The sequence below is a fragment of the Allobosea sp. Root483D1 genome (assembly GCF_001429505.1).
In the GTDB taxonomy this organism is placed as follows: domain Bacteria; phylum Pseudomonadota; class Alphaproteobacteria; order Rhizobiales; family Beijerinckiaceae; genus Allobosea.
Genome location: NZ_LMJW01000020.1, coordinates 577,373 through 602,966 on the forward strand (window position 1 = coordinate 577,373; position 25,594 = coordinate 602,966).

Below are 25,594 nucleotides of genomic sequence, written 5' to 3' on the forward strand. Positions count from 1 at the left end.
AAAACCACATATGCCTGCCCAGTGCAGGCCTTGCCGATTCAAACGAATAGAGCAAGCCAATTGCCGCACCGCAGTCATGGGCGCGGCGCCGCGCCGGCCGTATCGGTGAGCTGGATCGTCCAGCCCTTCTGCTCGCCCGTGTCGACCTCGAAGAAGCCGGAGCGCTCATAGCCGCGCGCCAGGCAGTCCTCGATGCCGCGGATGGTGAACTCCTTGTTGCGCGTGCACATGACGGATTTGCCGGTCCACTCGCCACCCTTGTCGTAGTCGACGGCGTGGACGTAGTAGAAGCGCGCCGCCAGCGTGCCGCGCAGCAAGGTCTCGCAGGCGCGCGGCGCCAGATTCCACCAGCCTTCGGTGACCCAGCCCTGCGCATCGCGATAGCCGAGCGCGACGCCGATGCGGCTGCCGGTGGTGTTGCACATGCGCAAATCCGCCAGCGCGGGGCTAGCGCCGGCCAGGAGCAGCCCGGTCGCGAGTGCTGCTGGAAGAAGAAATCCGCTTCGGCTCATGTATCGTGTCTTGGATCAATCAGAATCACGCGGCAATCATTGACATTGGTCAGGGTCGGGCCGGTCTGCAATAGATCGCCGAGCGCTGAGAAGAAGCCCGTCGAGTCGTTCTGGCTCAGCGATTGGGCGGGATCGAGGCCAAGAGCGCGGGCGCGCGCCAGCGTGGTCTCGTCGATGACGGCGCCGGCCGGATCGGTTGCCTCGCCGCCGCCGCCATCGGTGCCGTCTGTGTCGCCGGAGAGCGCGACGATGCCGGGCTCGCCGGCGAGCGCGATCGCCAGGGCCAGCGCGAATTCCTGGTTCGGACCGCCGCGGCCATTGCCGGCGATGGTGACGGTCAGCTCGCCGCCCGAGATCAATGCGGCGCGGCGACCGGCGGCCTTGAGCTTCCGGGCACGGGCTGCCTGAGCGGCTGCGACGTCGCGCGCCTCGCCTTCGAGGTCGGGGCCGAGATCGATCGGCTCGTAACCGGCTTCAGCCGCGGCCTTCACCGCCGCGGCGATGGCGTCGGCCGGGCGGGCGACGATGCGGTATTCGCTGCCGGCGAAGGCGGGGTCGCCGGGCTTGGGCGTCTCGCTGGCGTCGTCCGCGAGCAGGGCCTGCGCCGCCGGTGGCAATACGAGTCCGTAGCGCGCGACGATGGCGCGGGCATCGGCCATGCTGCTCGGATCGGGCACGGTCGGCCCCGAGGCGATCGCTGCGGGATCGTCATGCGGCACGTCCGAGACCGCGAGCGTGAGTAGTCTCGCCGGCGCGGCGGCGAGCGCCAGCCGGCCGCCCTTGATGCGCGAGAGCCGCTTGCGGACGATGTTCATCTCGCCGATCGGCGCACCGGAGCGCAGCAGCGCCTTGTTGACCGTCTGCTTCTCGGCCAGCGCAAGCGTGCCGGCTGGCGCGACCCAATTGGCCGAGCCGCCGCCGGAGAGCAGCACCAGGACGAGGTCGTCGGCGGTGGCGGAGGCGGCGAGTTCGAGAGCGCGCGTCGCGCTGGCGATGCTGCCTTCGTCGGGCACGGGGTGGCCCGCGGCCAGCATCGGGATGTGACGGGTCTGCGCCTCATAGCCATGGCGGGCGACAGCATGGCCGATGAAGCGTTCGGGCGGCAGCTTCAGCGTGTCGAGATAATGGGCTTCGGCCAGCACGGTCATGCTGCCGGCGGCCTTGCCCGCGGCGAGCAGGATCAGGCGGCCGTTCGGCGGGGGAGGAGGCAGATGCGCGGCGAGCCAGCTCCGAGGGTGAGCCCTGGCCACGGCCGCGTCGAAGATCCGGCGTGCGGTCCGGTGCCGCTCCGCGATGACATCCTGCCGCTGCTCCAAGCGTCTTCCTCGTGCGAATCTGCTGCTGGCAATCGACTTTCGTCTTAGCCTCTTATCGGCCTCTTACTAGAGCATGTCCTCCAAAAGTGACTACCGCATTTGCGATCAGGACATGTTCCAGGATGGTGAGTGGCTACGGTTTCTTTTCGCGCCACCGTTCCGGGCGACGCGAAAGCGCGCTATGTCGCGCCGGAGCGGGCGCCGCCCGCGATGCGACGATGCAGTCCGAGGTCATGATGCGCGCGGACGAGGGCTTGCAGAGCGGTATCCCGGTTCGGCAGCCCGGTGAGGTCGAGATCATCGCGGGCGACCCGGCGACGGGCATCCTGCTGCTCTGCGACCATGCGACGAACGCGATCCCGCCCGAGCTCAACCTGCTCGGCCTGCCACCGCAGCAGCTCGAACGCCACATCGCCTACGATATCGGTGCTGCCGAGATGACGCGCGCCATGGCGCAGGCGCTCGGCGCTCCGGCCGTGCTCAGCAACTTCTCGCGCCTGCTGATCGATCCTAATCGCGGCCGCGACGACCCGACACTGGTGATGCGGATCTCGGACGGCGCCATCGTGCCCGGTAACGCCCGCATCGACGAGGCTGGCATAGCCGAGCGGATCGCGCGCTACTACGCGCCCTATGACGCGGCGATCGATACCGCGGTCGAGACGGCGCTCATGGCCGGCCACCCGCCGGCGATCGTTTCGCTGCATTCCTTCACGCCGTTCTGGAAGGGCGTGCCACGGCCCTGGCAGGCCGGGGTGCTATGGGACAGGGAGGGACGGCTGGCGCGAGCGCTGATCGCGGCGCTGCAGGCGGAGGGCGACCTGATCGTCGGCGACAACGAGCCTTACAATGGCGGCCTGCCGGGCGACACGATCGACCGTCATGCGACGCGGCGTGGCCTGCTCGATGCGCTGATCGAGATCAGGCAGGACCTGATCGGCGAACCGCATGCGGCCCGTGCCTGGGGCCTCAGGCTGGCGCGGCTGCTGCCGGGTGCGCTGGCTGCGGCGCGAGAGATGTGAACTCAGAGCCGTTCTTGCTTGACCTCGGCGCTCATCCTTGCGAACCCCTGCGGCCGAATTCCGAAGAAGGGTTTTGAGAATGGACGATCCGGTTGCAGGCGATCAGCTCAAGAGCATCGTGCAGCGCATCGAGCGGCTCGAGGAAGAGAAGAAGACGATCTCCGACGACATCAAGGAGGTCTATTCCGAGGCCAAGGCCAATGGCTACGACGTCAAGGTCCTGCGCAAGGTAGTCGCGCTGCGCAAGCGTGACCTCGACGAGCGCAAGGAGGAAGAGGCGATCCTCGACCTCTATCTGCAGGCGGTCGGCGAGAGCGCCTGAGAAGGCTGCGCGAGCCTTCGCGCAGCGTACGCGTTCAAGCCGGAATCGTCCCTCGGGCCCTTGCGACAGGCGGCCCGAAGAGACGGCTCCGGTGTCGCCGCCTGAACAAGGCGGCTTCGAGCGGCGTCGCCCTGCGCGCTCGCTCTCACGATCTGCCGGGCAGCTCTCCCGCGCGCCAACTCGCGGCGACTTCCCGCAGAGCCGTGATGAAGATCTGTGCCGACAGCGACAGGACGGCATCGGCGCGCGTCGTCAATCCGACTGGCCCCAGCGTGTCCTCGGTATAGGCCGGCAGCAAGGCCAGCAGGCCCCTGGCGACATCCTCGGCGACCACGCCTTCCGAAATGAACCAGATCGCATCGGTCTGCAGCAGGTAGCCGCGTGCGAAGGCGTCGGAGACGGTCTCGATCGCGCCGGCGCGGGGCTGGACGGAATTGGCGATCATGTAGCGTTCGACCGTCGAGCTGATGACCGAGCCCGGCGGCGGCATCAGCAACTGATACTGCGCGATCGCGGCGGGGGCGAATCCATCCGCGTGAAGCAGGGGATGTCCGGGCCGGACCACCAACGCGATCCGCTCGGAATACAGGTGCTCGAAGTTGAAGCCCGTCATCGTCTCCGGTGCGGCCATGCGTCCGATGACGAGATCGACGTCGCCGAGCCGGAGCTGCGCCATCAGCACATCGTTCGCTCCGGTCACGACCCGCGGCCTGAGGCGTTCATAGCGCTGCGTCACATGGGCGATGGCGGCCGGCAGGATGCGGGCCGACGCCGTCGGCAGCGCGCCGACTGTGAAGGCGTGCTCGGGGGACATCTCGTCGCCGCCCACCATCCGGACCCCCTGCTTCAGTGCCGTGACGCTGGCGCTCGCATAGCGCAGGAAGATCTCGCCTGCGCCCGTGAGCAGCATGGTGCGGCGGTTGGGCTCGAACAGGGCGACACCCAGAAGGGCTTCGAGCTCCTGCACCGTCTTGGAGATCGCGGGCTGGCTGACATGCAGCACCGAGGCCGCCTTGACCACGCTCTTCAGCCGCGCAACCTCGATGAAGCAGCGGAGGTGACGAAACTTGACGCGCCGATCCATCGACGACAGGCGCTGTTCGACCATGTCTCGATAACCTCTAGGTTATTATCTCGGGCGGTGATTTCATTTAACATAAGAGTTTGGCTGCTGCATATTCCCGATGCAAGCAGGCGCCGGCAGCTTCAGCACTGGCGGTCCGGGCAAAAGATAATTGCATTCGTCGCCTCCGGCGGCGGATGCATCCGAGGAAACAACAAGGGTTTTTCCGCATGAGCGAAGCCTTCATCTGCGCCTATGTCCGCACGCCGATCGGCCGTTTCGGCGGCTCCCTGTCCGCCGTGCGGCCAGACGATCTCGGGGCCGTGCCGCTGAAGGCCCTGATCGAGCGTCATCCGGGTGTGGATTTCGGTGCGGTCGACGACGTGATCTTCGGCTGCGCCAACCAGGCGGGCGAGGACAATCGCAATGTCGCGCGCATGTCGCTGCTGCTCGCCGGCCTGCCGAAGGAGGTGCCCGGCACTACGATGAACCGGCTCTGCGGTTCGGGCATGGACGCGGTCATTGCCGCGGCCCGCGCGATCAAGGCAGGCGAGGCCGAGCTGATGATCGCCGGCGGCGTCGAGAGCATGTCGCGCGCGCCCTTCGTCCTGCCCAAGGCCGACAGCGCCTTCTCGCGCCATGCCGAGATCCACGACACCACCATCGGCTGGCGTTTCATCAACCCGCTGATGAAGGCGCAATACGGTGTCGATTCCATGCCGGAGACGGGCGAGAACGTCGCCGCCGACTGCAAGATCAGCCGTGCCGACCAGGACGCCTTCGCCCTGCGCTCGCAACTCAAGGCCGTCGCGGCGCAGCAGAACGGCCGCCTGGCCAAGGAGATCGTGCCGGTCGTGATCCCGCAGCGGAAGGGCGATCCGATCCGCGCCGAGAGCGACGAGCATCCGCGCGGCGACACCACGCTGGAGAAGCTCGCCAAGCTGCCGACGCCGTTCCGCAAGGAGGGCGGTACCGTCACTGCCGGCAATGCCTCGGGTGTCAATGACGGCGCTGCGGCGCTGATCGTCGCCTCCGAGGAGGCGGTGGCGAAATACGGGCTGACCCCGCTGGCGCGCGTGCTTGGCGGTGCAACCGGCGGCGTCGCACCGCGCGTCATGGGCCTAGGCCCGGTGCCGGCGACGCGCAAGCTCTGCGAACGCCTCGGTCTCAAGCCAACTGATTTCGACGTGATCGAGCTGAACGAGGCCTTCGCCAGCCAGGGCATCGCCGTGCTGCGCGAGCTCGGCATCGCCGAGGACGGCGTCCATGTGAATCCGAATGGCGGCGCGATCGCGCTCGGCCATCCGCTCGGCATGTCCGGCGCCCGTATCGCCGGCACGGCCGCGCTGGAGCTTTCGCTCACCGGCAAGCGCCGCGCGCTCGCCACCATGTGCATCGGTGTCGGCCAGGGCATCGCCATCGGGCTCGAACACGTCTGAGCGGCAGCGGCCGACGGCACAATTCAACGGGTAACGGGAGAGGAAACGGATGACGCGCAAGGTCTATGACGGCCCGGCAGCGGCCCTGGAGGGACTGCTGTTCGACGGGATGACGATCATGTCGGGCGGCTTCGGTCTGTCGGGTAATCCCGAGAGCCTGATCCCGGAGGTCCGCCGGTCCGGCGTGAAGAACCTGACCGTGATCTCGAACAATGCCGGCGCCGACGGCTTCGGCCTGTGGATGCTGCTGGAGACGCGGCAGATCAAGAAGATGATCGCGTCCTATGTCGGCGAGAACAAGCTGTTCGAGCAGCAATACCTCTCCGGCGAGCTTGAACTCGAACTCAACCCCCAGGGCACGCTGGCCGAGCGCATCCGCGCCGGCGGCGCCGGCATCGCGGCGTTCTACACCAAGACGGGCGTCGGCACCGTCGTCGCCGAGGGCAAGCCGGTCGAGGAGTTCGAGGGTGGGCTCTATGTCCGCGAGACCTGGCTCAGGGCCGATGTCGCCATCGTCAAGGCGTGGAAGGCGGACACCGCCGGCAACCTCGTCTACCGGCGCACCGCGCGCAACTTCAACCCGAACATGGCGACCGCCGGCAAGGTGACGGTGGCCGAGGTCGAGGAGATCGTGCCGGCCGGCTCGCTCGATCCGGAGGCGATCCACACCCCCGGCATCTATGTCGACCGCGTCATCAAGAGCACGATCAACGAGAAGAAGATCGAGAAGCTGACCGAGCGCAAGAGGGAGACCGCCTGATGGCCTGGACCCGTGAACAGGTGGCCGCCCGCGCGGCCAAGGAGCTGAAGGACGGCTATTACGTCAATCTCGGCATCGGCATCCCGACGCTGGTGGCGAACTACATTCCCGATGGGGTGGACGTCACGCTTCAATCCGAGAACGGCCTGCTCGGCATCGGCCCCTTCCCTTATGAGGGCGAGGCCGATCCCGACCTGATCAATGCCGGCAAGCAGACGATCACGCTCCTGCCGAGCTCCAGCTTCTTCTCCTCGGCCGATAGCTTCGCGATGATCCGCGGCGGCCATATCGACCTGACCATCCTCGGCGCCATGGAAGTGGCCGCCAATGGCGACATCGCCAACTGGACCATTCCCGGCAAGATGGTGAAGGGCATGGGCGGCGCGATGGATCTCGTCGCTGGCGTCAAGAAGGTCATCGTGGTGATGGATCACGCCAACAAGGCGGGCGAATCCAAGGTGCTGGAGCGCTGCTCGCTGCCGCTGACCGGCGCGGGCGTGGTCGACCTGATCGTCACCGACCTCTGCGTCATGGCCTGCGACAAGGTGAAGGGCGGGCTCACCCTGATCGAGCTGGCGCCGGACGTCACGCTCGACGAGGTCAAGGCCAAGACGGCGGCGCCCTTCACGGTCGCGCCTGGTCTCGCGCAAGCCGCCTGAACGGCGCCTTCGAGAAAAAATAAAGCCCGCCCGGCGACATCGCCGGGCGGGCTTTTCCTTGCTGCCAAGCAGGCTCAGGCGATCTGCGGCAGCAGCTTGTCGATCGAGGCCTTGGCGTCGCCGTAGAACATCCGCGTGTTCTCCTTGTAGAAGAGCGGGTTCTCTATGCCGGAATAGCCGGTGCCCTGGCCGCGCTTGGAGACGAAGACCTGCTTCGCCTTCCAGACCTCGAGCACCGGCATGCCGGCGATCGGCGAGTTGGGATCTTCCTGCGCCGCCGGATTGACGATGTCGTTGGAGCCGATGACGATCGCGACGTCCGTCGAGGGGAAGTCCTGGTTGATCTCGTCCATTTCCAGAACGATGTCGTAGGGGACCTTCGCCTCGGCGAGCAGCACGTTCATATGGCCCGGCAGGCGGCCGGCGACCGGATGGATGGCGAAACGGACCTCCTTGCCGGCAGCCCGCAGCTTGCGGGTCAGCTCGGAGACCGATTGCTGCGCCTGCGCCACCGCCATGCCGTAGCCCGGTACGATGATGACGCTGTCGGCGTCGTTCAGCGCGGTCGCGACGCCGTCGACATCGATCGCGATCTGCTCGCCCTCGATCGCCTGGGCCGGCCCGGTGGTATTGCCGAAGCCGCCGAGGATGACCGAGATGAAGGAGCGGTTCATCGCCTTGCACATGATGTAGGAGAGGATCGCGCCGGAGGAGCCGACCAGCGCGCCGACGACGATCAGGAGATCGTTGCCGAGCGTGAAGCCGATCGCCGCCGCGGCCCAACCCGAATAGCTGTTCAGCATCGAGACCACGACCGGCATGTCGGCGCCGCCGATGCCCATGATCAGATGGTAGCCGATGAAGAAGGCGAGCAGCGTCATCAGGATCAGCGCCCAGATGCCGGCGCCCTGCACGTAGAGGATCAGCAGCAGCAGCGAGAGCGCGGCGGCGCCGGCGTTCAGCATATGGCCGCCGGGCAGCTTCTTGGCCTTGCCGTCGACCTTTCCGGCGAGCTTGCCGAAGGCGACGATCGAGCCGGTGAAGGTGACCGCGCCGATGAAGACGCCGAGGAAGACCTCGACCTTCAGAATTGATATCTCGACCCCGGTCTTGTGCGCCAGCACGCCGGCAAAGCCGGTGAGGGTCTCGCGTGCCGCCGCGCTCAGCGCCTGGACTACGCCGAGCTCGATATGGGCGTTGAAGCCGATCAGGACCGCTGCGAGGCCAACGAAGGAGTGCAGCGCCGCGACCAGCTGCGGCATTTCCGTCATCTGCACCTTCATCGCCACCTGCCAGCCGATCGCGGCGGCGATGGCGAACATGACGATGACGAGCCAGAGCTTGCCGCTGCCGGGACCGAAGGCCGTGGCGATGACGGCGAGCGCCATGCCGGCGATGCCGTACCAGACCGCGCGCTTGGCGCTTTCCTGGTTCGACAGGCCGCCAAGGGAGAGGATGAACAGGATGGCGGCGGAGATGTAAGCCGCTGAAACGATACCGATGCTCACCGCGACCCCCTCAGGACTTCTGGAACATGGCGAGCATCCGGCGCGTGACCAGGAAGCCGCCGACGATGTTGATGGAGGCGATCAGCACCGAGATCATCGCCAGGAAGACGACGAGCCAGCTGGATGAGCCGATCTGCAAGAGGGCACCGAGCACGATGATGCCGGAGATCGCGTTGGTGACGGCCATCAGCGGCGTGTGCAGCGAGTGCGACACGTTCCAGATCACCTGGAAGCCGACGAAGCAGGCGAGGGCGAACACGATGAAATGGCTCATGAAGCTCACCGGCGCATAGGCGCCGACGATCAGCATCAGCACCGTGCCGATGCCGAGCAGCATCAACTGGGACTGGGTCTGCGCCTTGAAGGCGGCGGTTTCCCGTGCCCGCTTTTCCGCCGGGGTCAGCTCCTTGGCCTTCTCCTTCGGCTTCTGCGCCGCGATCGCAGCCACCTTGGGCGGCGGCGGCGGGAAGGTGACGGCGCCTTCGAAGGCCACGGTCGCGCCGCGGATGACGTCGTCCTCCATGTTGTGGACGACCGTGCCGTCCTTGCCCGGGGTCAGATCCGTCATCATGTGGCGGATGTTGGTGGCGTAGAGCGTCGAGGACTGGGCCGCCATCCGGCTCGGGAAATCGGTGTAGCCGACGATCGTCACGCCGTTCGGCGTCACGATCTTCTCGTCCGGCTTGGTCAGCTCGCAATTGCCGCCGCGCTCGGCGGCGAGGTCGACGATGACCGAGCCGGGCTTCATCGCCTCGACCATGTCCTTGGTCCACAGCACCGGCGCATCCCGGCCGGGGATCAGCGCGGTGGTGATGACGATGTCGATCTGCGGCGCGAGCTCGCGGAACTTCTTGAGCTGCGCTTCGCGGAATTCGGGGCTGGAGGGCGCGGCATAGCCGCCGGTGGCGGCGCCGTCCTGCTGCTGCCCCTTGAAGTCGAGGAAGACGAACTGCGCACCCATCGATTCGATCTGCTCGGCCACTTCCGGGCGGACGTCGAAGGCATAGGTGATCGCGCCGAGCGAGGTCGCCGTGCCGATGGCAGCAAGGCCGGCGACACCCGCGCCGACCACCAGCACCTTGGCCGGCGGCACCTTGCCCGCCGCCGTGATCTGGCCGGTGAAGAAGCGGCCGAAATTGTTGCCGGCCTCGATCACCGCGCGATAGCCGGCGATGTTGGCCATGGACGAGAGCGCGTCCATCTTCTGGGCGCGCGAGATGCGCGGCACCATGTCCATCGCGATGGCGTTGGCGCCCTTGTCCTTGCAGAGCTCCATGAGCTCCTTGTTCTGCGCCGGATAGAAGAACGAGATCAGCGTCTTGCCGGCCTTGAGCCGCTCGACCTCCGCCGGCTCGGGCGGACGCACCTTGGCGACGATGTCGGCCTCGTCCCAGAGCTCCGCGGCGCTGTCGACCACCTTGACCCCGACGGCCCGGTAGGCCTCGTCGATGAAGCCGGCGGCAACACCCGCTCCGGCCTCGATAAGGCAGTCATAGCCTAGTTTCTGAAGTTGCAGCGCACTGTCGGGGGTCATGGCGACACGCGCCTCTCCCGCGAAGACTTCCTTAGGCGAACCGATCTTCACTACGCTCCCCCTTCTGCTGTGAGCCCGGCCGTCCAGCTTAGCGAGCAACTTCCAAACGTGCAGCCATGTCCTTATGGCATCCGACAGGCGCGGCGTCTTTGCAAGCGCCGAGGTGCTGGCGGGTAGGCCTCGAGTCGGCGCCCGCGGGATAGCGGCGCTGACGAGAGCGTGGCCTTTCCGGTGGGAATCGGGGCGCATCCGCAAAAAAACGCCCGGGGGAGGTTCCCCGGGCGGCATTTGTGTCTTCGAAGTGTTTATTCAGGCGATGAGCTTGAGCCCGGCCTGGGCGGCGCCGTTCAGCCCGAATTTCGATCAGCGGTGGGTGCGGAACCGGAGCTCGTCGTCGATGAAGGTCTTCTCCGGGAAGGCCGCCTCATTGGAGCCGAACGGCATCTGCGCCGTGAGCTTCCAGGACGCAGGGATGTTCCAGGTCTTGGCGACTTCAGCGTCGACGAGCGGATGGTAGTGCTGAAGGCTCGCGCCGATGCCGACATCGGCAAGCGTGGTCCACACCGCCAACTGCGCCATGCCGGTCGAATGCTCCGACCAGATCGGGAAGTTGTGCGCGTAGAGCGGGAAATTGGCCTGGAGAGCCTTGACCGGCTCCTGGTCCTCGTAGAACAGCACCGTCCCGGCACCGCTGGCGAAGCTCTCGATCTTCTTGGCTGTCGCGGCGAAATCGGCAGCCGGCACGACCGCCTGCAGCGCTTCCTTGGCGATGCTCCAGAACTTGTCGCTCTCCCTGCCGAAGAGAATGACGGCGCGGGAGCTTTGCGAGTTGAAGCTGGAGGGCGCCAGGCGGATCGCCTCCCGGATCAGGCCATCGACCTGCGTTTCCGAGATGGGCAGATTCTTGCCGAGGGCATATTGCGTACGGCGCTTCTTGAGCTTGTCGAGCATGGCTTCCTCATCTGTGAACGCGTGTCACGCCGGCAGGCCGATGAAACGGGAGTTTTCTCGGAGCGCCCCTTTTGGGCGCCCTTCCTGCGAGAGCGGGATTTGATGAGCGAGAGGTAGCGGTTCACTTGTCGCACCAGAATGCCCATATTGGGCACCAATCTGTTGCTCATTCAGGAACGCTTGCAGGAACGCTTCATGTCCGAGATCGACGATATCAGGAGCTTTGTCGCCGTCGTCGACGCCGGTGGCTTCGGCCGGGCGGCGCATAGCCTCGGCCTGGCGAAGTCGATCGTCAGCCGCCGCATCGCCCGGCTGGAGGCCGATCTCGGCACGCGTCTGCTCAGCCGCACGACGCGCGGCGTTGCCGCGACCGAGGCCGGGCTGGAGTTCAAGGTGCGGGGCGAACGCATCCTGTCCGAGCTCGCCGAGGCACGCGAGGCGATGGCGCAGCAATCGGAAGGCGTCGCGGGGCGCTTGAGGCTGTCGATGCCGCTCTCGTTCGGATACCGGCATCTCGCGCCGGTGCTGGCGGAACTCGCACAGCGGCACCCGCGATTGGAGCTCGATGTCGAGGCGAGCGACCGTCAGGTCGACCTGATCGGTGAGCGCTTCGACGCGGCGATTCGCATCGGCTCTCTCAAGGACTCCACCCTGGTCGCGCGCCGCATCGCCCCGGTGAAGGGAGCGGTGCTCGGCAGCCCGGACTATTTCGCCCGGCATGGCCGGCCGGAGACGCCGCTCGATCTCGCCCGCCACGAATGCCTGATCTATTCCGGCAACAGCGTCGTCGACTGGGGCTTCCGCGTGAACCGGCGCTGGGTTTCCGTGCGCCCCTCCGGCCGCCTGCGCTCTGACAATGGCGATACGCTGTTGCGCTGGGCCGAGGCCGGATTGGGGATCGCCGTACTGCCGACTTTCATCGCCAGCGACGCGATCCGCGCCGGCACGGTCGAGCACATCCTCTGGCGTTATCCGATGCGCGAGAGCGCCTTGCACGTCGTGCGCCCACCCGGCCCCTACGTGTCCGGCAAGGTGCGCGTGCTGATCGATCTGATGCTGGAGCGCTTCGGCAGCACCCCTGCCTGGGACCCCTGCCAGGCCGCCGTTCAGGCGAAGATCGCAGCCGGGGAGTTGGCTCCCGAGGACTATCCCGCCGACGAGCATCAAATGGCGTGAAGTCAGGCTTCACGCGAATTGGCGTGGCAAGCGGCGCGCCAGCAGTCAGTGTTCCTCCCACAACAACGGGAGATTGCCATGCTGCTGGTTGGAATGCTCGACAGCCCCTATGTGCGGCGTGCCGCCATCACCGGGACCTTGCTCGGCCTCGATTTCGAGCATCGCTCGGTCTCGGTGTTCCGGCACATGCCGGAGTTCCGCAAGATCAACCCGCTGATCAAGGCGCCGACGCTGGTCGCTGCCGACGGTACGGTGATCAGCGAATCGCTGCTGATCATCCAACATTTCGAGGACATCGCTGGCCGCTCGCTGCGGCCGACCGACAAGGCGGCGCGGGTCAGGGATCTCAGCCTGACCGGCATCGGCATCGTCGCCGCGGACAAGGCGGTCTCGGTCGAATACGAGCGCAAGCGGCCTGAGGAGAAGCGCTACGACAACTGGCAGGAACGCATCCTGTCGCAGCTCCACACCGCGCTCGACCTGCTCGACCAGGCGGCGGAGCGTGGCGAGATCGGAGCAGGGCCGGAACTCAGGCCCGGCGACATCGCCGCCGCGATCGCCTGGGGCTTCTGCCGTTTCGTCATTCCGGAATTCGCCCCGGAGGGACGCTGGCCGGCGCTGGCGCGTCAGGCCGCCGCCTGCGAGGCGCTCGACGTCTTCAAGGCCTGGCCGATCGACAAAGAGTGATAGCGGGTCGGCTCAGTTCTGGACGAAGGTGGTCGGCAGGGCCTTGACCGCCGGGCCGCTGAAGCCGCTGGTGCCGACATCGCTGGGCTCGGCGGCGGAGAAGCCGAGCGACGCGGCCGGGTTTGCACCGGCGACCCAGCCCTTGGCATGGGCCTCCGAGCCGGTCTTCGCCTTGGCGGTCGCGACCGTCGCGCGGCGGGTGGGAGGTGTCTCCGGCGCCGAGACCGCGGCGAAGAGCGAATCGAGGCCGGCGCGATCGGCGTTGTATTCGGCTGCCATCGGGGTGCTGCGCGGCTGCGCGGCGATCTGCGTCGTGGCCGGACGTTCGGGGGCAGCGCCCGGCAGGCGCGGCCGGATCGGCGGCGGTGGATGATTGACCGCGACCAGCTTGGCGCCGGCGGGCACGGCGTCCTCGGCTTCGTCGCTGAGCCGCAGGCCCTCGGTCGACAGGCTTGCAATCTCGACGGGGCGGGAGGGCGGCAACGGTGCCGAGACAGACCGGCCGGTCAGGATGGTTTCCAGCGCCGGGGCCGCCGCCGGCAAGTCGGTCGGCCGCCGCGGCGGCAGCGACGCCAGAATGAGCTTCTGCTCGGCTGCCGGTAGCGGCAGCGCCGAGGCCTCTGCCGCCAGGGTGGCAAGTTGCGGCGAGCCGGCTGGCAGATTCGGTACTGGCGGCGTCAGGCCGCTCGGGCGCGCGACGGGTAGCGCGGTCGCGATCGGGCTCGGCTTCGGCGGCTCGGGCGGCGCCACCTCGGCGGGGGCGAGCGCCGCGACCTGGGTTTCCGCCGGCGGTTGGGCCGTGGTCGTCGTCGCGCGGTTCGAGCGCTCGCGCAGAACGGCGCGGCCGGCAGGCTCGGGCTGGGCAGGCTGCCCGTTGAAGACAGCGAAACGGCCGCCATCGCCGTTATTGCTGTCACCCGCATAGGCCATGACCGTCGGCTGCGGAGCAGGCGCGCGGCGAGCTGCGGCGCGACCGCGGACTGGACGGGCGTCGGCTTCCTCGTCGTCGCCGCCGAACAGCGCGGCCCAGAAGCTCTTGCCGCCGCCGCTCGACGCCATGATCGCGCCTTCGTCGTAATCTCCGGCCGCATAGCCCATCACTGAGCCACCGCTGGACATGATCTCGGCCTTGGCGGTCTCGTAGCCGCTGAGCGGCTTGCCGTCGGCCGGTAGATGGACGGTCCGCTCATCGGGGAAGAGGCGCACGAGCTGATCGCGGGTCATGCGCGGCCAGGAGCGGACGGAGCCGGCGTCGAGATGGACGAAGGGCGTATGGGCGCCCGGATAGAAACCGACGCCGCCGCGCTGCATCCGCATCGCCGTCTCGCGCATGCGGGCGGTCGGGGTGTCCGGCAGGTAGAAGTCCATCGCCTTGCCGAGCATGTGCTGGCTGTGCTTGGCGACGCCGCGCGAGCGCCGGCGCAGCATGGAGTTGGTGCCGGGCGAGCGATAGGCGGAGACGACGTGGAAGGGCTGGTCGGAGCCGACCTTGCGATGGACTTCCCAGGCGATATCGAACAAGCGCGGATCCATCCGGATCGGCTCATCGGTGCGCCAGTCGCGCAGCGCCCAGTTGAGCTTCTCCAGCCCCGAGGAATCGTAGCGGCCGTCACGCTTGAAGGTGACGGTCGTCTCCTCCTTGGTGTGCATGTGCTTGACGGTGATGGTGCGGGTGTCGCCGTTGGCGACGGCGTTCTGCGTGCCGCGTACCCCCAGGACCAGGAGGCTCGCGCTGGCGATCAGGAGCAAGCCGACACGTTTGCTGCGCCGCAAAGAATGCGGGAGCCGTGCTGCGATCTCGGCTTTCGACCTGCTCACTCTGTCAGACCCGTCTCGAAGCGCCGGGCAAGCCGGAGCGATAAACGTGAAGGAACAGTTGCCGAGAAGGCTTAACGGGAGGTTACCGGCGAGGCAACTCCCCGCCGGAACCCCGGCAAGCAAGATTGCTCGCTACCGGCAGATCGTGGCGAAACCGTGCCGAATGGGACTTTTTCCAGGCCCTGCTGTTCAGGAACGTTGTTCGAGCGCGTTCCGTACCAGCCTGTGGAAACCGTAGATGTCGTCGAAGGTCGTGACGGCGCCGGCTTCGTTTACGACGATGGTCTCATAGACCAGATGGATCTGCAGGGGCTGCGGCAGCTTGATGGTGCGCTCCCCCGAACCGATCAGTCGCTTCAGCCGCTCGGCGGTCCATTCCGGCCCGAGCACCTGGTCGGCGAGGGCGAAGGGATTCTCGACGCGCACGCAACCATGGCTGAAGGCGCGCTTGCCGGCACCGAACAGGCTGCGATTCGGCGTATCGTGCAGATAGACGGCGTGGTCGTTCGGGAACATGAACTTGATCCAGCCGAGCGCATTGCGCTCGCCCGGCGGCTGGCGCACCGAGATGCTGCCGTTCTTGCCGCGTGTCACGACATAGCCGCGCCTTGCGGCGTAGTTCGGATCGTTGGCGAGACCCGGAAGGATCTCTTTGCGCATGATCGAGGGCGGAATGTACCAGGACGGATTGACGACGACATGGTCCATCCGGTGCGAGAACACCGGCGTCGCCGATTCCGGCTTGCCGACGATGACGCGCGACTCATAGGCGAGCTTGTCGCCGTGCATGACGCGCATCCGGTATTCGGGGATGTTCACGATCACGCGGTTCTCGCCGAGATCGCTCGGCAGCCAGCGCCAGCGCTCCATCTGAGCGACGATGTCGCTTTCCAGGCGTGTCGAAGGCGGCATCGCGAGCGCGGCGACGGTCTGGTCGCTGAGCACGCCATCGGCGCGCAAGCCCGCCTGCTTCTGGAAGTCGGCCAGCGCCAATGCGGTCGAGCGGTCGAAGACCGGCTCCTCGCTGCTGCCCAGGCCGAGCCGGGCACGGACGAGCGGCACGCGGGCATCGCGCATGCCGACCTTGAGGGAGGGGCCGGCCGGGATGCGGGCGACGGGCGTTTCGGACTTATGGGCGCGCAGCTCGGCGAGCTTGGCCTTCAGGCGCTGATAGCCGCCATGCTGGGGATTATAGGCGGCAAGCACCGCACCGGGATCGGTGGCGCCGGCGAGTTCCGACAGCACTTCGGTCGCCGAGGGCAACTCGAGCTTCGGGGTGATCAGCTTCGAGAGGCGGCGCGGATCGATGCGTCCGCCGCGGGCGTCGCGGGCGTAGAGCACGGCGAGTGCCGACAGCCGGATATCGGCCGCGGCGAGGCTGTCCTTGTCGGCGCTCTCGAAGACCGGCAGCAGGTAGTCGCCGGCGCGCAAGCCGTCGTCACCCGCGCGGCCGAGCCGGGCGACGATCTGCTTGCCGGCGGCGCTCAGATCCTTGCCGTCGATCCAGAATGGCCGGTTCTCGTTGGCGGCATAGGCGGCGACGATGTCGGCGCGCTCGCGGGCGGCGAGGCGGGGCAGGGCGGAGGCGATCTCGGCCTGCGCCGCGATCCGGCCGGAGAGTTCGAGCCCCGCTGGCATCGTCACCGCGACCTCGGGAAGCGGCGGCAGATCAATCTGCGAGGGCTTGGCCAGTTGCGGTTGCGGCGAGGGCTCGGCCGGCTTCGTCAGAGCCGGATCGACCGGTGGCATCTCGGGCTCGGGCAGGTCGAATTCGAGCTCGGCTGGGGCCTGATCGGGCCTGGTCGAGAGCGCGCCGGTGACCATCTCCTTGGCCTCGGCCGCTTCGGCCGACTGCAGGCTGGTCGATGGGCGCAGATCGAGCGTCACCTCCGCGGGGGCGGGGATGTCGAGCTTTTGCGGTTGGGTGTCGCTGTTCAGGATGACCAGGGCCGGCTGCTCGGGCAGCGGCACGCCGAGTTCGGCCGCCGCCTCCTGGGCAGCCGCGGGAGCGAGGAGCAGCGCGAGGCCAAGCGTGGTGGCTGAGACGGTTTCCGCCAGGCGGCGAAGGCGCATCGATTAACTTCCCAGTCCTTGGCCGAATCCACGCCGATAACTGCGTGACTCGGCCTGCTTCGACAAGATGCCGCCCTGCAACAGCGGCCGATATTCGCCCTCTGCAACCCGTCCCCTGTCGGTTGCAGAACGCGTTTCGCTGTGGACTAGCTCAAGCCGCGTCCGCCCCGTCGGAGGCGTCCTCGCCGTCGATCAGCCCGTAATCCTTGAGCTTGCGGTAGAGCGTCGAGCGTCCGATGCCGAGCTTGCGCGAGATCTCGGACATGTGGCCGCGATAATGGGCCAGCGCGAACCGGATGATCTCGCGCTCCAGCTCGTCGAGCGTGCGCATGTCGGAGCCGGCGACGAGGTCGAGCGCATTGGGATCGCGCACCGGAACCTGGATGACGCGCGGCGGCGCCTCGCCGCGCGGTTCGCTAGCGATCGAGGCTGGCGCCGGCGGGATCCGCACGTCGAATCCGTCCATCTGGGCGGCGATCTGCGGGAACTCGGCGACGGTGAGCTCGTCGCCATCGGAGAGCACGACGGCGCGGAACATCGCGTTCTCGAGCTGGCGGACATTGCCCGGCCAATCATAGTCGGCGAGCAGGCCGAGCGCCTCGGCGCTGATCCCACGGAGCTTGCGGCCCTCTTCGGCAGCGAAGCGGGCAAGGAAGCCGCGGGCGAGGTCGGCGACATCCTCGCGGCGCCGGCGCAGCGGCGGCAGGGTGATCGGGAAGACGTTGAGCCGGTAATAGAGGTCCTCGCGGAACTCGCCGCGCTTGACCTGCTCCAGCAGGCTCTTGTTGGTCGCCGAGATGATGCGGATGTCGACACGCACCGACTTCTTGCCGCCGACCGGATCGACCTCGCTCTCCTGGATGGCGCGCAGCAGCTTGACCTGCGCATCGAGCGGCAGTTCGCCGACCTCGTCGAGGAAGAGCGTGCCGCTATTGGCCTCGACGAACTTGCCGATATGGCGCTCGGTTGCGCCGGTGAACGAGCCCTTCTCGTGGCCGAACAGGATGGATTCGACGAGGTTGTGCGGGATCGCACCGCAATTGACGGTAACGAAGGGCTTGCCCCTGCGATCGCTGGAGCCTTGGATGGCGCGGGCCAGCACCTCCTTGCCGACGCCGGATTCGCCTTCGATCAGGATCGGAATGTTGGAGCGGGCGGCGCGTTCAGCCAGCTGGATGACGCGACCCATGTCCTGGCTCTTGCTGGCGAGATCGCGGAAGCCGAGCTGGCCGGAGGCGCGCCGCTTCATGTAGCGGATCTCATGCTCGAGAGCCCCGAGCTTGAGCGCGTTCTTGAGCGAGATCTGCAGGCGCTCGGCGCCGGCCGGCTTGACCACGAAGTCGACGGCGCCGGCACGCATCGCCGTGACCACGGTCTCGATCGAGCCGTTCGCGGTCTGCACGATCACAGGCACCTCGCTGCCGCGTTCGCGTAGCGCCGCGAGCACGCCCATGCCGTCGAGGCCGGGCATGACGAGATCGAGGATCAGGCAGTCGATACGGCGCGATTCGTCGACGAGAACCGCCAGGGCCTGCTCGCCGCCTTCGGCGAGCGCGACGTCGTAACCGAAGCGCTTCAGCATTGCATCGAGCAGCCGTCGCTGGACGGGATCGTCGTCGACGACGAGAACAGTGGCGGACATGAAACCTCGGCGGGCCAGGCAATTAGCCGGAATCGGCTGTTCCGTTTCGGGTCACTGTCGAGGAGAACGGTTAAGCGCCGCTTAAGCCGGCGAAGCCTTCAGGAAATCGGGCGGCTGTGACAGCGTCGCCGTTGATCGCGAGCGGCAGCCCGCGCATATGAGAGGGCCACAACCCTCCCCAACAGGCCGAGGCAGGATACGCAATGACCCGCTCCTTCGACCGCCCCGCAATCGCACGCGCCGCTTATGCCGGGGGCGCTGCCGAGGCGCTCGGCGTCTTGCCGGAATGGGACCTGACGCATCTTTATCCGGCAACGGATTCGCCGGCCTTCGCCGCCGATGTCGAGCGCGCCGCAGCCGAGGCGCGGCGTTTCGCCGAGCTCTATCGCGGCAAGCTCGCGGCGCTCGCCGCGCGCGACGATGCCAGCGCGGCGCTGGCCGAGGCGGTCAATGCCTATGAGGGGTTGGAGGACCTGGTCGGCAAGATCATGTCCTATGCCGGCCTGGTCTATTCCGGCGACACCACCGATCCGCAACGCGCCAAGTTCTATGGCGACACACAGGACAAGGTGACCGCGATCTCGACCGAGCTGCTGTTCTTCGGGCTCGAGCTCAACCGGATCGACGAGGTGCTGCTTGCCACGGTGGCGGGACAGGCCCCGCTCAGCCACTGGAAGCCCTGGCTTGAGGACCTCGCCAAGGACAAGCCGCATCAGCTCGAGGACCGGATCGAGGAGCTTTTCCATGAGAAGTCGGTCACCGGGCACGGGGCCTGGAACCGGCTCTTCGACGAGACGATCGCCTCGCTGCGCTTCAAGGTCGGCGACGACGACCTTACCCTCGAACTGACGCTGAACCGGCTGCAGGACGCCGACGGTGCCGTGCGCAAGCAGGCGGCCGAGGTGCTCGGTACCGTCTTCCGCCAGCATCTGCGCACCTTCGGCCTGATCACCAACACGCTCGCCAAGGACAAGGAGATCTCGGACCGCTGGCGCAAGTTCGCTGATGTCGCCGATTCCCGCCATCTGGCGAACCGGGTCGAGCGCGAGGTCGTCGATGCCCTGGTCGCGGCGGTGCGCGAGGCCTATCCGCGGCTGTCGCACCGCTATTACAAGCTGAAGGCGCGCTGGTTCGGCCAGGAGGCGCTCGACTATTGGGACCGCAACGCGCCGCTGCCCAAGGTCGAGCAGCGGACGATTCCCTGGACGGAAGCGCGCGACACGGTGCTCGACGCTTATGGCGCCTTCTCGCCGGAGATGGCGGGAATCGCGCAGCGCTTCTTCGACGAGCGCTGGATCGACGCGCCGGCCCGTCCGGGCAAGGCGCCGGGCGCATTCGCGCACCCGACCGTTCCGTCCGCGCACCCCTATGTGCTGCTGAACTACCAGGGCAAGCCGCGCGACGTGATGACGCTGGCGCATGAACTCGGTCATGGCGTGCACCAGGTGCTGGCCGGGCCGAACGGAGCGCTGATGGCGCCGACGCCGCTGACGCTGGCCGAGACGGCGAGCGTGTTCGGGGAGATGCTGACCTTCCGCAAGCTGCTCGACGGAACGACCGACCCGAAGCAGCGCAAGGCGATGCTAGCCGCCAAGGTCGAGGACATGATCAACACGGTCGTGCGCCAGATCGCCTTCTACTCCTTCGAGCGCAAGGTCCACGAAGCCCGCCGGCAGGGTGAGCTGACGGCGGAGAATCTCTGTGATCTCTGGCTCAGTGTGCAGTCGGAGAGCCTGGGACCGGCGATCCGGCTCGGGCCGGGCTACGAGACCTTCTGGGCCTATATCCCGCACTTCATCCATTCGCCCTTCTACGTCTACGCCTATGCCTTCGGCGATTGCCTGGTGAACTCGCTCTATGGCGTCTACCAGAACTCGGCTTCGGGTTTTCAGGAGCGCTATTTCGCGCTGCTCTCGGCCGGCGGCACCAAGCATCACTCCGAGCTGCTGAAGCCGTTCGGGCTCGATGCACGCGATCCGGCCTTCTGGCAGATCGGGCTCAAGATGATCGAGGGGCTGATCATCGAGCTCGAAGGAATGGAATGAAACGAGGCGCGCGGTGAGCTCCGTCGTCTTCGACCGCGCGCTCTATCGCCGCCGTCTCACGGCAGCGCTCGCAGCTGGCTATCCCGATTTCCTGCTGGCGCGCTGCGTCGCCGATCTCGACGAGCGGCTTTCCGCCGTGCTGCGGCGCTTCGAGCGGGCTGCCGATCTCGGCACGCCGCTGCCACTGGCGGGACCGGCGCTGCGGGCGCGGGCAGGTGAACTGCTGCGCATAGCGGAAGTGCCAGACGCCAGTGCCGGCCTCGTCGGAGACCTGGAGGCACTGCCCTTCACGGCGGAGTCGCTTGATCTCATCGCCTCCGTGCTGACGTTGCACACCGTCAACGACCTGCCCGGCACGCTGGTGCAGATCAGGCGGGCGCTCAGGCCCGACGGGCTGTTCATCGCCTGCCTGCTCGCCGGCCAGAGCCTGACCGAGCTCCGGCAATCATTGCTCGCGGCCGAGGTCGAGTTGACCGGCGGGGCGAGCCCGCGCGTCGCCCCCTTCGCCGATCTGCGCGATCTCGGCGCTCTGCTGCAGCGGGCTGGCTTTGCGCTGCCCGTGATCGACAGCGAGAGCGTGACCGTGCGCTATGGCGACATGTTCGGGCTCTTGCGTGACCTGCGCGCCATGGGCTGGGCCAATGCGCTGACCGAGCGTAGCCGCAAGCCGCTGCGGCGCGGCGTGCTGCTGCGCGCGGCCGAGCTTTATGCCGAGCGCTTTTCCGATCCCGACGGTCGCCTGCGCGCGACCTTCGAGATCGTCTGGCTCTCGGGGTGGGCTCCGCATGAGAGCCAGCAGAAGCCACTGCGGCCCGGCTCGGCCAAGGCGCGGCTGGCGGATGCGCTCGGCGTGAGTGAGATCGGCGCGGGCGACAAGGCGGGTGGGGACGAGCGATGAGCGAGAGGCCGGTCAGGCTCGGGCGGGCCGATTTCCGCCTGTTCCGCACGATCCCGACGCGCTGGGCCGACAATGACGTCTTCGGCCACGTCAACAATGTGATCTACTACAACTGGTTCGACACGGTGGTGAACGCCTGGCTGATCGAGCAGGGCTTTCTCGATGTGAAGGACAGCAGGATCGTCGGCCTCGTGGTCGGCACGCGCTGCGACTATTTCGAGAGCGTGGCGTTTCCGGAGATCGTCGAAGGCGCGCTTGCGGTCGAGAAGCTCGGCCGCTCCTCGGTGACCTACCGGATCGGGATCTTTCGGCAGGGCGGTGTGCTGACGGCGGCGCAGGGCCTCTTCACCCATGTCTATGTCGAGCGCGGCCCCCAGACGCCAGTGCCGATCCCGGCGAAGCTGCGTGCGGCCATGGCGGAGATCGGGGTGGGGTAGGCGGGGTTGGCCGCCACTCACGCAATCAGCAAACCGCAATGCTCGGCGAAAGGATCGAAGTCGCGATCCTGATGCAGGAGGCGATGGCGGTTGGCGATGCAGTAGGTCGCGATGATCAGGTCGGGCGTCTTACGGATGGTGATGCCACGGGCCTGCAGGTCGCGGTAGTGCGCAGCTCCCTCTCGCGCGAGAGCGGAAGAGAGCATGCGGGCGACCACAAACTGACGCAGCCTTGTCTCGATGGCGAGAGCTTGCTGATCGCTTCCGGCGCCCCGCAGGATCTCCAGCAGTACGATGTCGCCGACGAGAACGTTCTGTGTTTCCTCCAGCTCGCGCAGCCTGACCACCGGTGGTGAGCGATCGCCGCGAAGCAGCCCGATCCAGGCGGAGCTGTCGACGACGATCACCAGGTTTTGGCCGGATCGTCGATATCGCGCCGCATGGCGTCGAGATCGCCATCCCAGCCGAGTCCGTCGAGCTCTTTCAGGGCCTGACGCTGGCGATGCTGCTGCACCAGCTTGCGCAAGGCCTCCTCGACCGTCGCCCGCTTGGTCGGCAAGCCGGTTGCTTCCATCGCCTCGGCGAGCAAGTCGTCATTAAGTTCGATATTGGTCCGCATGGCGGCTCGATGTGTAATGATTGCGCAGATCATACACATCATACGCAGATGATTCAATCGGCGCGCTCCGCTGCGATTGTCTCACCGGCCGCTTTTAGGCTATTGCCCCCGCTTGAGATCGAGCCCTGCGCTCGCCCCCTCCGTCAGGAACAGGCCGCGTGATTCCCAACGACATCAAGATCACCCCGCAGCTGGTCGCCGAGCACGGCCTCAAGCCGGACGAATATCAGCGCTTCCTGCACCTGATCGGACGTGAGCCGTCGATCACCGAGCTCGGCATCGTCTCGGCGATGTGGAACGAGCACTGCTCGTACAAATCGTCGAAGATCCATCTGAAGACGCTGCCGACCAAGGCGCCCTGGGTGATCCAGGGGCCGGGCGAGAATGCCGGCGTGATCGACATCGGCGACGGGCTCGCGGTGGTCTTCAAGATGGAGAGCCACAACCACCCGTCCTTCATCGAGCCCTATCAGGGCGCGACCACCGGCGTCGGCGGCATCCTGCGCGACGTCTTCACCATGGGCGCGCGGCCGATCGCGGTGCTCGACGCGCTACGCTTCGGCGATCCCAGCCATCCCAAGACGCGGCACCTGGTCTCCGGCGTCGTCGCCGGCATCGGCGGCTACGGCAACTCCTTCGGCGTGCCCAATGTCGGTGGCGCCACCGGCTTCCATCGGCGCTATGACGGCAACAACCTGGTCAACGCCATGGCGGTCGGCCTCGCGCGCTCCGACGAGATCTTCTACGCCAAAGCCTCGGGCGTCGGTAAGGCGATCGTCTATCTCGGCTCAAAGACCGGCCGCGACGGCATCCATGGCGCGACCATGGCCTCGGCCGCCTTCGGCGAGGGCGCCGAGGAGAAGCGGCCGACCGTGCAGGTCGGCGACCCCTTCGCCGAGAAGCTGCTGCTCGAAGCTTGCCTCGAGATCATGGCCGCCGGCCATGTCGACGCGATCCAGGACATGGGCGCGGCCGGCCTGACCTGCTCGGCGGTCGAGATGGGCGCCAAGGGCGACCTTGGCGTCGAGCTCGACCTCAACGCGGTGCCCTGCCGCGAGGACGGCATGAGCGCCTATGAGATGATGCTCTCGGAAAGCCAGGAGCGCATGCTCATGGTGATCAAGCCCGGCCATGAGGAGCCGGCCGAGGCGATCTTCCGTAAATGGGGCCTCGATTTCGCCGTCGTCGGCAAGACCACCGACACGCTGCGCTTCGTCGTCAAGCATGACGGCGAGACGATGGCCGACCTGCCGATCAAGGAACTCGGTGACGAAGCTCCCGAATATGACCGGCCCTGGGTCGAGACGCCGAAGCGGCCGGTGATCGAGGCGGCAAGCGTGACGCCGCCGATGTCGAACGCGGAAGCCCTGCTCGCGCTGGTCGGCTCGCCGGACCTTTCGTCGAAGCGCTGGATCTACGAGCAGTACGACACGCTGATCCTCGGCAATTCGGCGGTGACGCCGGGTGGCGACGCCGGCATCGTGCGCATCGAGGACGGCCCCAAGGGCCTCGCCATGACTGCCGACGTGACGCCGCGCTATTGCGAGGCCGATCCGTTCGAAGGCGGCAAGCAGGCTGTCGCGGAAGCTTGGCGCAATCTGGTCGCCGTTGGAGCCTTGCCACTGGCCATCACCGACAACCTCAACTTCGGCAATCCGGAGCGGCCGGAGGTGATGGGCCAGCTCGTCGGCTGCATCAGGGGCATCGGCGAGGCCTGCAAGGCGCTCGATTTCCCGGTCGTCTCCGGCAATGTCTCGCTCTACAACGAGACCAATGGCGTCTCGATCCTGCCGACCCCGACGATCGGCGGCGTTGGTCTGCTCGCCGATGTGACCAAGCACGCGACTATTGGTTTCAAAGCCGAGGGCGAGGCGATCATCCTGATCGGCGAGACCAAGGGCTGGCTCGGCCAGAGCGCCTATCTCGCGACGGTCTGCGGCCGCGAAGAGGGCGCGCCGCCGCCGGTCGATCTCGCCGTCGAGCGCCGCAATGGCGAGTTCGTGCGTTCCCTGATCACCGCGGGCCGTCTCAGCGCCTGCCACGATCTGTCGGATGGCGGCCTTGCCGTCGCGCTCGCCGAGATGGCGATGGCGAAGGGCATCGGCGCCACCATCGCGGCTCTGCCCGCGGGGCCGGCTCATGCGGTGCTGTTCGGCGAGGATCAAGGCCGTTACCTGCTCTCGCTGCCGGCTGGCGCTGCCGAGGCGGTCGTTGCTGAAGCGAAGGCCGCAGGCGTACCGGCTGAGATCATCGGCAAGACCGGCGGCAGCGAGCTTGCCCTGCCGGGCGAACCCGCCGTCTCGGTCGCCGCCCTGCGCAAGGCGCATGAGAGCTGGCTGCCGGATTATATGGCCGGCAAGGCCGGATAGAGTTGTTTTGACGCATTTTCTTCACGCGAACCGGTTTCCACTTCGCTTGAAAATGCTCTGAGGAGATCAGCCATGGCGATGGAAGCAAACGAGATCGAGCGCATGATCAAGGCGGCGTTCCCCGACGCCGTCGTCGAGATCAAGGATCTCGCCGGCGATGGCGACCACTATGCCGCGACGGTGACCTCGGCCGCCTTCAAGGGCAAGTCGCGCGTCCAACAGCACCAGATGGTCTATGCCGCGCTGCAAGGAAACATGGGCGGCGTGCTGCATGCCCTTGCGCTGACGACGACGGTTCCCCAAGATTAGAACGAGTTCATCCGGCGGGCCTTGAACCCGCCGCAGGAGAAAAGACATGAGCGACGTCAACGCCCGTATCGATGCCGAAGTGAAGTCCAGCGACGTGGTGCTCTTCATGAAGGGCACGCCGCAATTCCCGATGTGCGGCTTCTCCGGCCAGGTCGTGCAGATCCTCTCTTACGTCGGCGTGCCGTTCAAGGGCGTCAACGTGCTCGAGGATCAGGAGATCCGCGAGGGCATCAAGGCCTATTCGAACTGGCCGACGATCCCGCAGCTCTACGTCAAGGGCGAGTTCGTCGGCGGCTGCGACATCACCCGCGAGATGTTCCAGGCCGGCGAGTTGCAGACGCTGCTCGAAGAAAAGGGCATCGCCGTCAAGCAGGCGAGCTGAGCCTCTTCATCTCCGCAGAATCGAAAAGGCGGCGCGTGAGCGCCGCCTTTTTT

At 67.0% G+C, this 25,594-nt stretch carries 24 protein-coding genes; 13 read left to right on the forward strand and 11 right to left on the reverse strand.

Going from position 1 to position 25,594, the window contains the following annotated elements:
* Positions 1–74: 74 nt before the first annotated feature.
* Together ASE66_RS21325 and ASE66_RS21330 are read right to left on the reverse strand one after the other, a co-directional pair.
* Positions 75–512 (reverse strand): DUF1036 domain-containing protein, encoded by a 438-nt coding sequence (locus tag ASE66_RS21325; RefSeq protein WP_082613621.1) that lies wholly within the window; start codon positions 510–512, stop codon positions 75–77.
* Positions 509–1,828: a glycerate kinase gene (locus ASE66_RS21330; RefSeq protein WP_057191699.1), complete on the reverse strand. Its 1,320-nt coding sequence runs from the start codon at positions 1,826–1,828 to the stop codon at positions 509–511. Before ASE66_RS21330 ends, ASE66_RS21325 begins: the two co-directional genes overlap by 4 nt.
* A 236-nt stretch (positions 1,829–2,064) precedes the next feature.
* On the opposite strand from ASE66_RS21330, the gene ASE66_RS21335 reads away from it, so the two are divergent.
* Together ASE66_RS21335 and ASE66_RS21340 are read left to right on the forward strand one after the other, a co-directional pair.
* Entirely contained in the window at positions 2,065–2,850 is a 786-nt protein-coding gene (locus ASE66_RS21335; RefSeq protein ID WP_156412278.1) for an N-formylglutamate amidohydrolase, read from the forward strand.
* Between the two features lie 79 nt (positions 2,851–2,929).
* Positions 2,930–3,172, forward strand: coding sequence for a DUF2312 domain-containing protein (locus tag ASE66_RS21340; RefSeq protein ID WP_057191700.1), 243 nt, complete (start codon positions 2,930–2,932; stop codon positions 3,170–3,172).
* A gap of 145 nt (positions 3,173–3,317) precedes the next feature.
* Here ASE66_RS21340 and pcaQ read toward each other — a convergent pair whose 3' ends face one another.
* Entirely contained in the window at positions 3,318–4,280 is a 963-nt protein-coding gene (pcaQ, locus tag ASE66_RS21345; RefSeq protein WP_082613622.1) for a pca operon transcription factor PcaQ, read from the reverse strand.
* A gap of 185 nt (positions 4,281–4,465) precedes the next feature.
* On the opposite strand from pcaQ, the gene pcaF reads away from it, so the two are divergent.
* From pcaF to ASE66_RS21360, 3 genes are read left to right on the forward strand one after another with little or no spacing between them, the layout of a single operon-like run.
* On the forward strand, positions 4,466–5,674 hold the full coding sequence (gene pcaF, locus ASE66_RS21350) for a 3-oxoadipyl-CoA thiolase (RefSeq protein WP_057191701.1): 1,209 nt from the start codon (positions 4,466–4,468) through the stop codon (positions 5,672–5,674).
* A 49-nt stretch (positions 5,675–5,723) separates the two neighbouring features.
* The gene (locus ASE66_RS21355) at positions 5,724–6,434 is read left to right on the forward strand and encodes a CoA transferase subunit A (RefSeq protein WP_057191702.1); all 711 of its coding nucleotides are present in this window, start codon (positions 5,724–5,726) and stop codon (positions 6,432–6,434) included.
* A complete protein-coding gene (locus ASE66_RS21360) occupies positions 6,434–7,093 on the forward strand; it encodes a 3-oxoacid CoA-transferase subunit B (protein ID WP_057191703.1) in 660 nt (219 codons plus the stop codon). Before ASE66_RS21355 ends, ASE66_RS21360 begins: the two co-directional genes overlap by 1 nt.
* Positions 7,094–7,167: 74 nt before the next feature.
* On the opposite strand, the gene ASE66_RS21365 is transcribed toward ASE66_RS21360, so the two are convergent.
* The 3 genes from ASE66_RS21365 to ASE66_RS21375 form a co-directional block, all read right to left on the reverse strand.
* Positions 7,168–8,601: an NAD(P)(+) transhydrogenase (Re/Si-specific) subunit beta gene (locus tag ASE66_RS21365; protein ID WP_057191704.1), complete on the reverse strand. Its 1,434-nt coding sequence runs from the start codon at positions 8,599–8,601 to the stop codon at positions 7,168–7,170.
* A 10-nt stretch (positions 8,602–8,611) separates the two neighbouring features.
* Positions 8,612–10,186 (reverse strand): Re/Si-specific NAD(P)(+) transhydrogenase subunit alpha, encoded by a 1,575-nt coding sequence (locus ASE66_RS21370; protein ID WP_057191705.1) that lies wholly within the window; start codon positions 10,184–10,186, stop codon positions 8,612–8,614.
* Positions 10,187–10,498: 312 nt separating this feature from the next.
* Positions 10,499–11,086 (reverse strand): nitroreductase family protein, encoded by a 588-nt coding sequence (locus ASE66_RS21375; RefSeq protein WP_057191706.1) that lies wholly within the window; start codon positions 11,084–11,086, stop codon positions 10,499–10,501.
* A 195-nt stretch (positions 11,087–11,281) separates the two neighbouring features.
* Between ASE66_RS21375 and ASE66_RS21380 the strand changes: the two genes are divergently transcribed.
* Both ASE66_RS21380 and ASE66_RS21385 read left to right on the forward strand, forming a co-directional pair.
* Complete coding sequence (locus ASE66_RS21380) at positions 11,282–12,262, forward strand: LysR family transcriptional regulator (protein ID WP_057191945.1); 981 nt, start codon at positions 11,282–11,284, stop codon at positions 12,260–12,262.
* Between the two features lie 78 nt (positions 12,263–12,340).
* Positions 12,341–12,949 (forward strand): glutathione S-transferase family protein, encoded by a 609-nt coding sequence (locus ASE66_RS21385; RefSeq protein WP_057191707.1) that lies wholly within the window; start codon positions 12,341–12,343, stop codon positions 12,947–12,949.
* 12 nt (positions 12,950–12,961) lie between these two features.
* On the opposite strand, the gene ASE66_RS21390 is transcribed toward ASE66_RS21385, so the two are convergent.
* From ASE66_RS21390 to ASE66_RS21400, 3 genes are all read right to left on the reverse strand, one after another.
* The gene (locus ASE66_RS21390; RefSeq protein WP_244495007.1) at positions 12,962–14,698 is read right to left on the reverse strand and encodes a DUF882 domain-containing protein; all 1,737 of its coding nucleotides are present in this window, start codon (positions 14,696–14,698) and stop codon (positions 12,962–12,964) included.
* A 258-nt stretch (positions 14,699–14,956) separates the two neighbouring features.
* Positions 14,957–16,840 carry a L,D-transpeptidase family protein gene (locus tag ASE66_RS21395; protein ID WP_057191709.1) on the reverse strand — a complete coding sequence of 628 codons (1,884 nt, stop codon included), beginning with the start codon at positions 16,838–16,840 and terminating at the stop codon, positions 14,957–14,959.
* Positions 16,841–16,991: 151 nt separating this feature from the next.
* Positions 16,992–18,482 carry a sigma-54-dependent transcriptional regulator gene (locus ASE66_RS21400; RefSeq protein WP_057191710.1) on the reverse strand — a complete coding sequence of 497 codons (1,491 nt, stop codon included), beginning with the start codon at positions 18,480–18,482 and terminating at the stop codon, positions 16,992–16,994.
* A gap of 203 nt (positions 18,483–18,685) precedes the next feature.
* On the opposite strand from ASE66_RS21400, the gene ASE66_RS21405 reads away from it, so the two are divergent.
* The 3 genes from ASE66_RS21405 to ASE66_RS21415 are packed head-to-tail and all read left to right on the forward strand — an operon-like array spanning position 18,686 to position 21,862.
* Positions 18,686–20,527, forward strand: a complete 1,842-nt coding sequence (locus tag ASE66_RS21405; protein WP_082613623.1) for a M3 family oligoendopeptidase — start codon at positions 18,686–18,688, stop codon at positions 20,525–20,527.
* A gap of 13 nt (positions 20,528–20,540) precedes the next feature.
* Positions 20,541–21,425 (forward strand): methyltransferase domain-containing protein, encoded by an 885-nt coding sequence (locus ASE66_RS21410; protein ID WP_057191711.1) that lies wholly within the window; start codon positions 20,541–20,543, stop codon positions 21,423–21,425.
* Positions 21,422–21,862 carry an acyl-CoA thioesterase gene (locus tag ASE66_RS21415; protein ID WP_057191712.1) on the forward strand — a complete coding sequence of 147 codons (441 nt, stop codon included), beginning with the start codon at positions 21,422–21,424 and terminating at the stop codon, positions 21,860–21,862. Before ASE66_RS21410 ends, ASE66_RS21415 begins: the two co-directional genes overlap by 4 nt.
* A gap of 17 nt (positions 21,863–21,879) precedes the next feature.
* Here ASE66_RS21415 and ASE66_RS21420 read toward each other — a convergent pair whose 3' ends face one another.
* A complete protein-coding gene (locus tag ASE66_RS21420; protein WP_057191713.1) occupies positions 21,880–22,269 on the reverse strand; it encodes a PIN domain-containing protein in 390 nt (129 codons plus the stop codon).
* Positions 22,266–22,481, reverse strand: a complete 216-nt coding sequence (locus ASE66_RS21425) for a type II toxin-antitoxin system VapB family antitoxin (protein WP_057191714.1) — start codon at positions 22,479–22,481, stop codon at positions 22,266–22,268. Before ASE66_RS21425 ends, ASE66_RS21420 begins: the two co-directional genes overlap by 4 nt.
* A 158-nt stretch (positions 22,482–22,639) precedes the next feature.
* Here ASE66_RS21425 and purL point away from each other — a divergent pair, with 158 nt between their 5' ends.
* The 3 genes from purL (at position 22,640) to grxD (ending at position 25,541) form a co-directional block, all read left to right on the forward strand.
* Positions 22,640–24,850, forward strand: a complete 2,211-nt coding sequence (gene purL, locus ASE66_RS21430) for a phosphoribosylformylglycinamidine synthase subunit PurL (protein WP_057191715.1) — start codon at positions 22,640–22,642, stop codon at positions 24,848–24,850.
* A 72-nt stretch (positions 24,851–24,922) separates the two neighbouring features.
* Complete coding sequence (locus ASE66_RS21435) at positions 24,923–25,159, forward strand: BolA/IbaG family iron-sulfur metabolism protein (protein ID WP_057191716.1); 237 nt, start codon at positions 24,923–24,925, stop codon at positions 25,157–25,159.
* A 46-nt stretch (positions 25,160–25,205) separates the two neighbouring features.
* Positions 25,206–25,541: a Grx4 family monothiol glutaredoxin gene (gene grxD / locus ASE66_RS21440; RefSeq protein ID WP_057191717.1), complete on the forward strand. Its 336-nt coding sequence runs from the start codon at positions 25,206–25,208 to the stop codon at positions 25,539–25,541.
* The last annotated feature ends 53 nt before the right edge of the window (positions 25,542–25,594 follow it).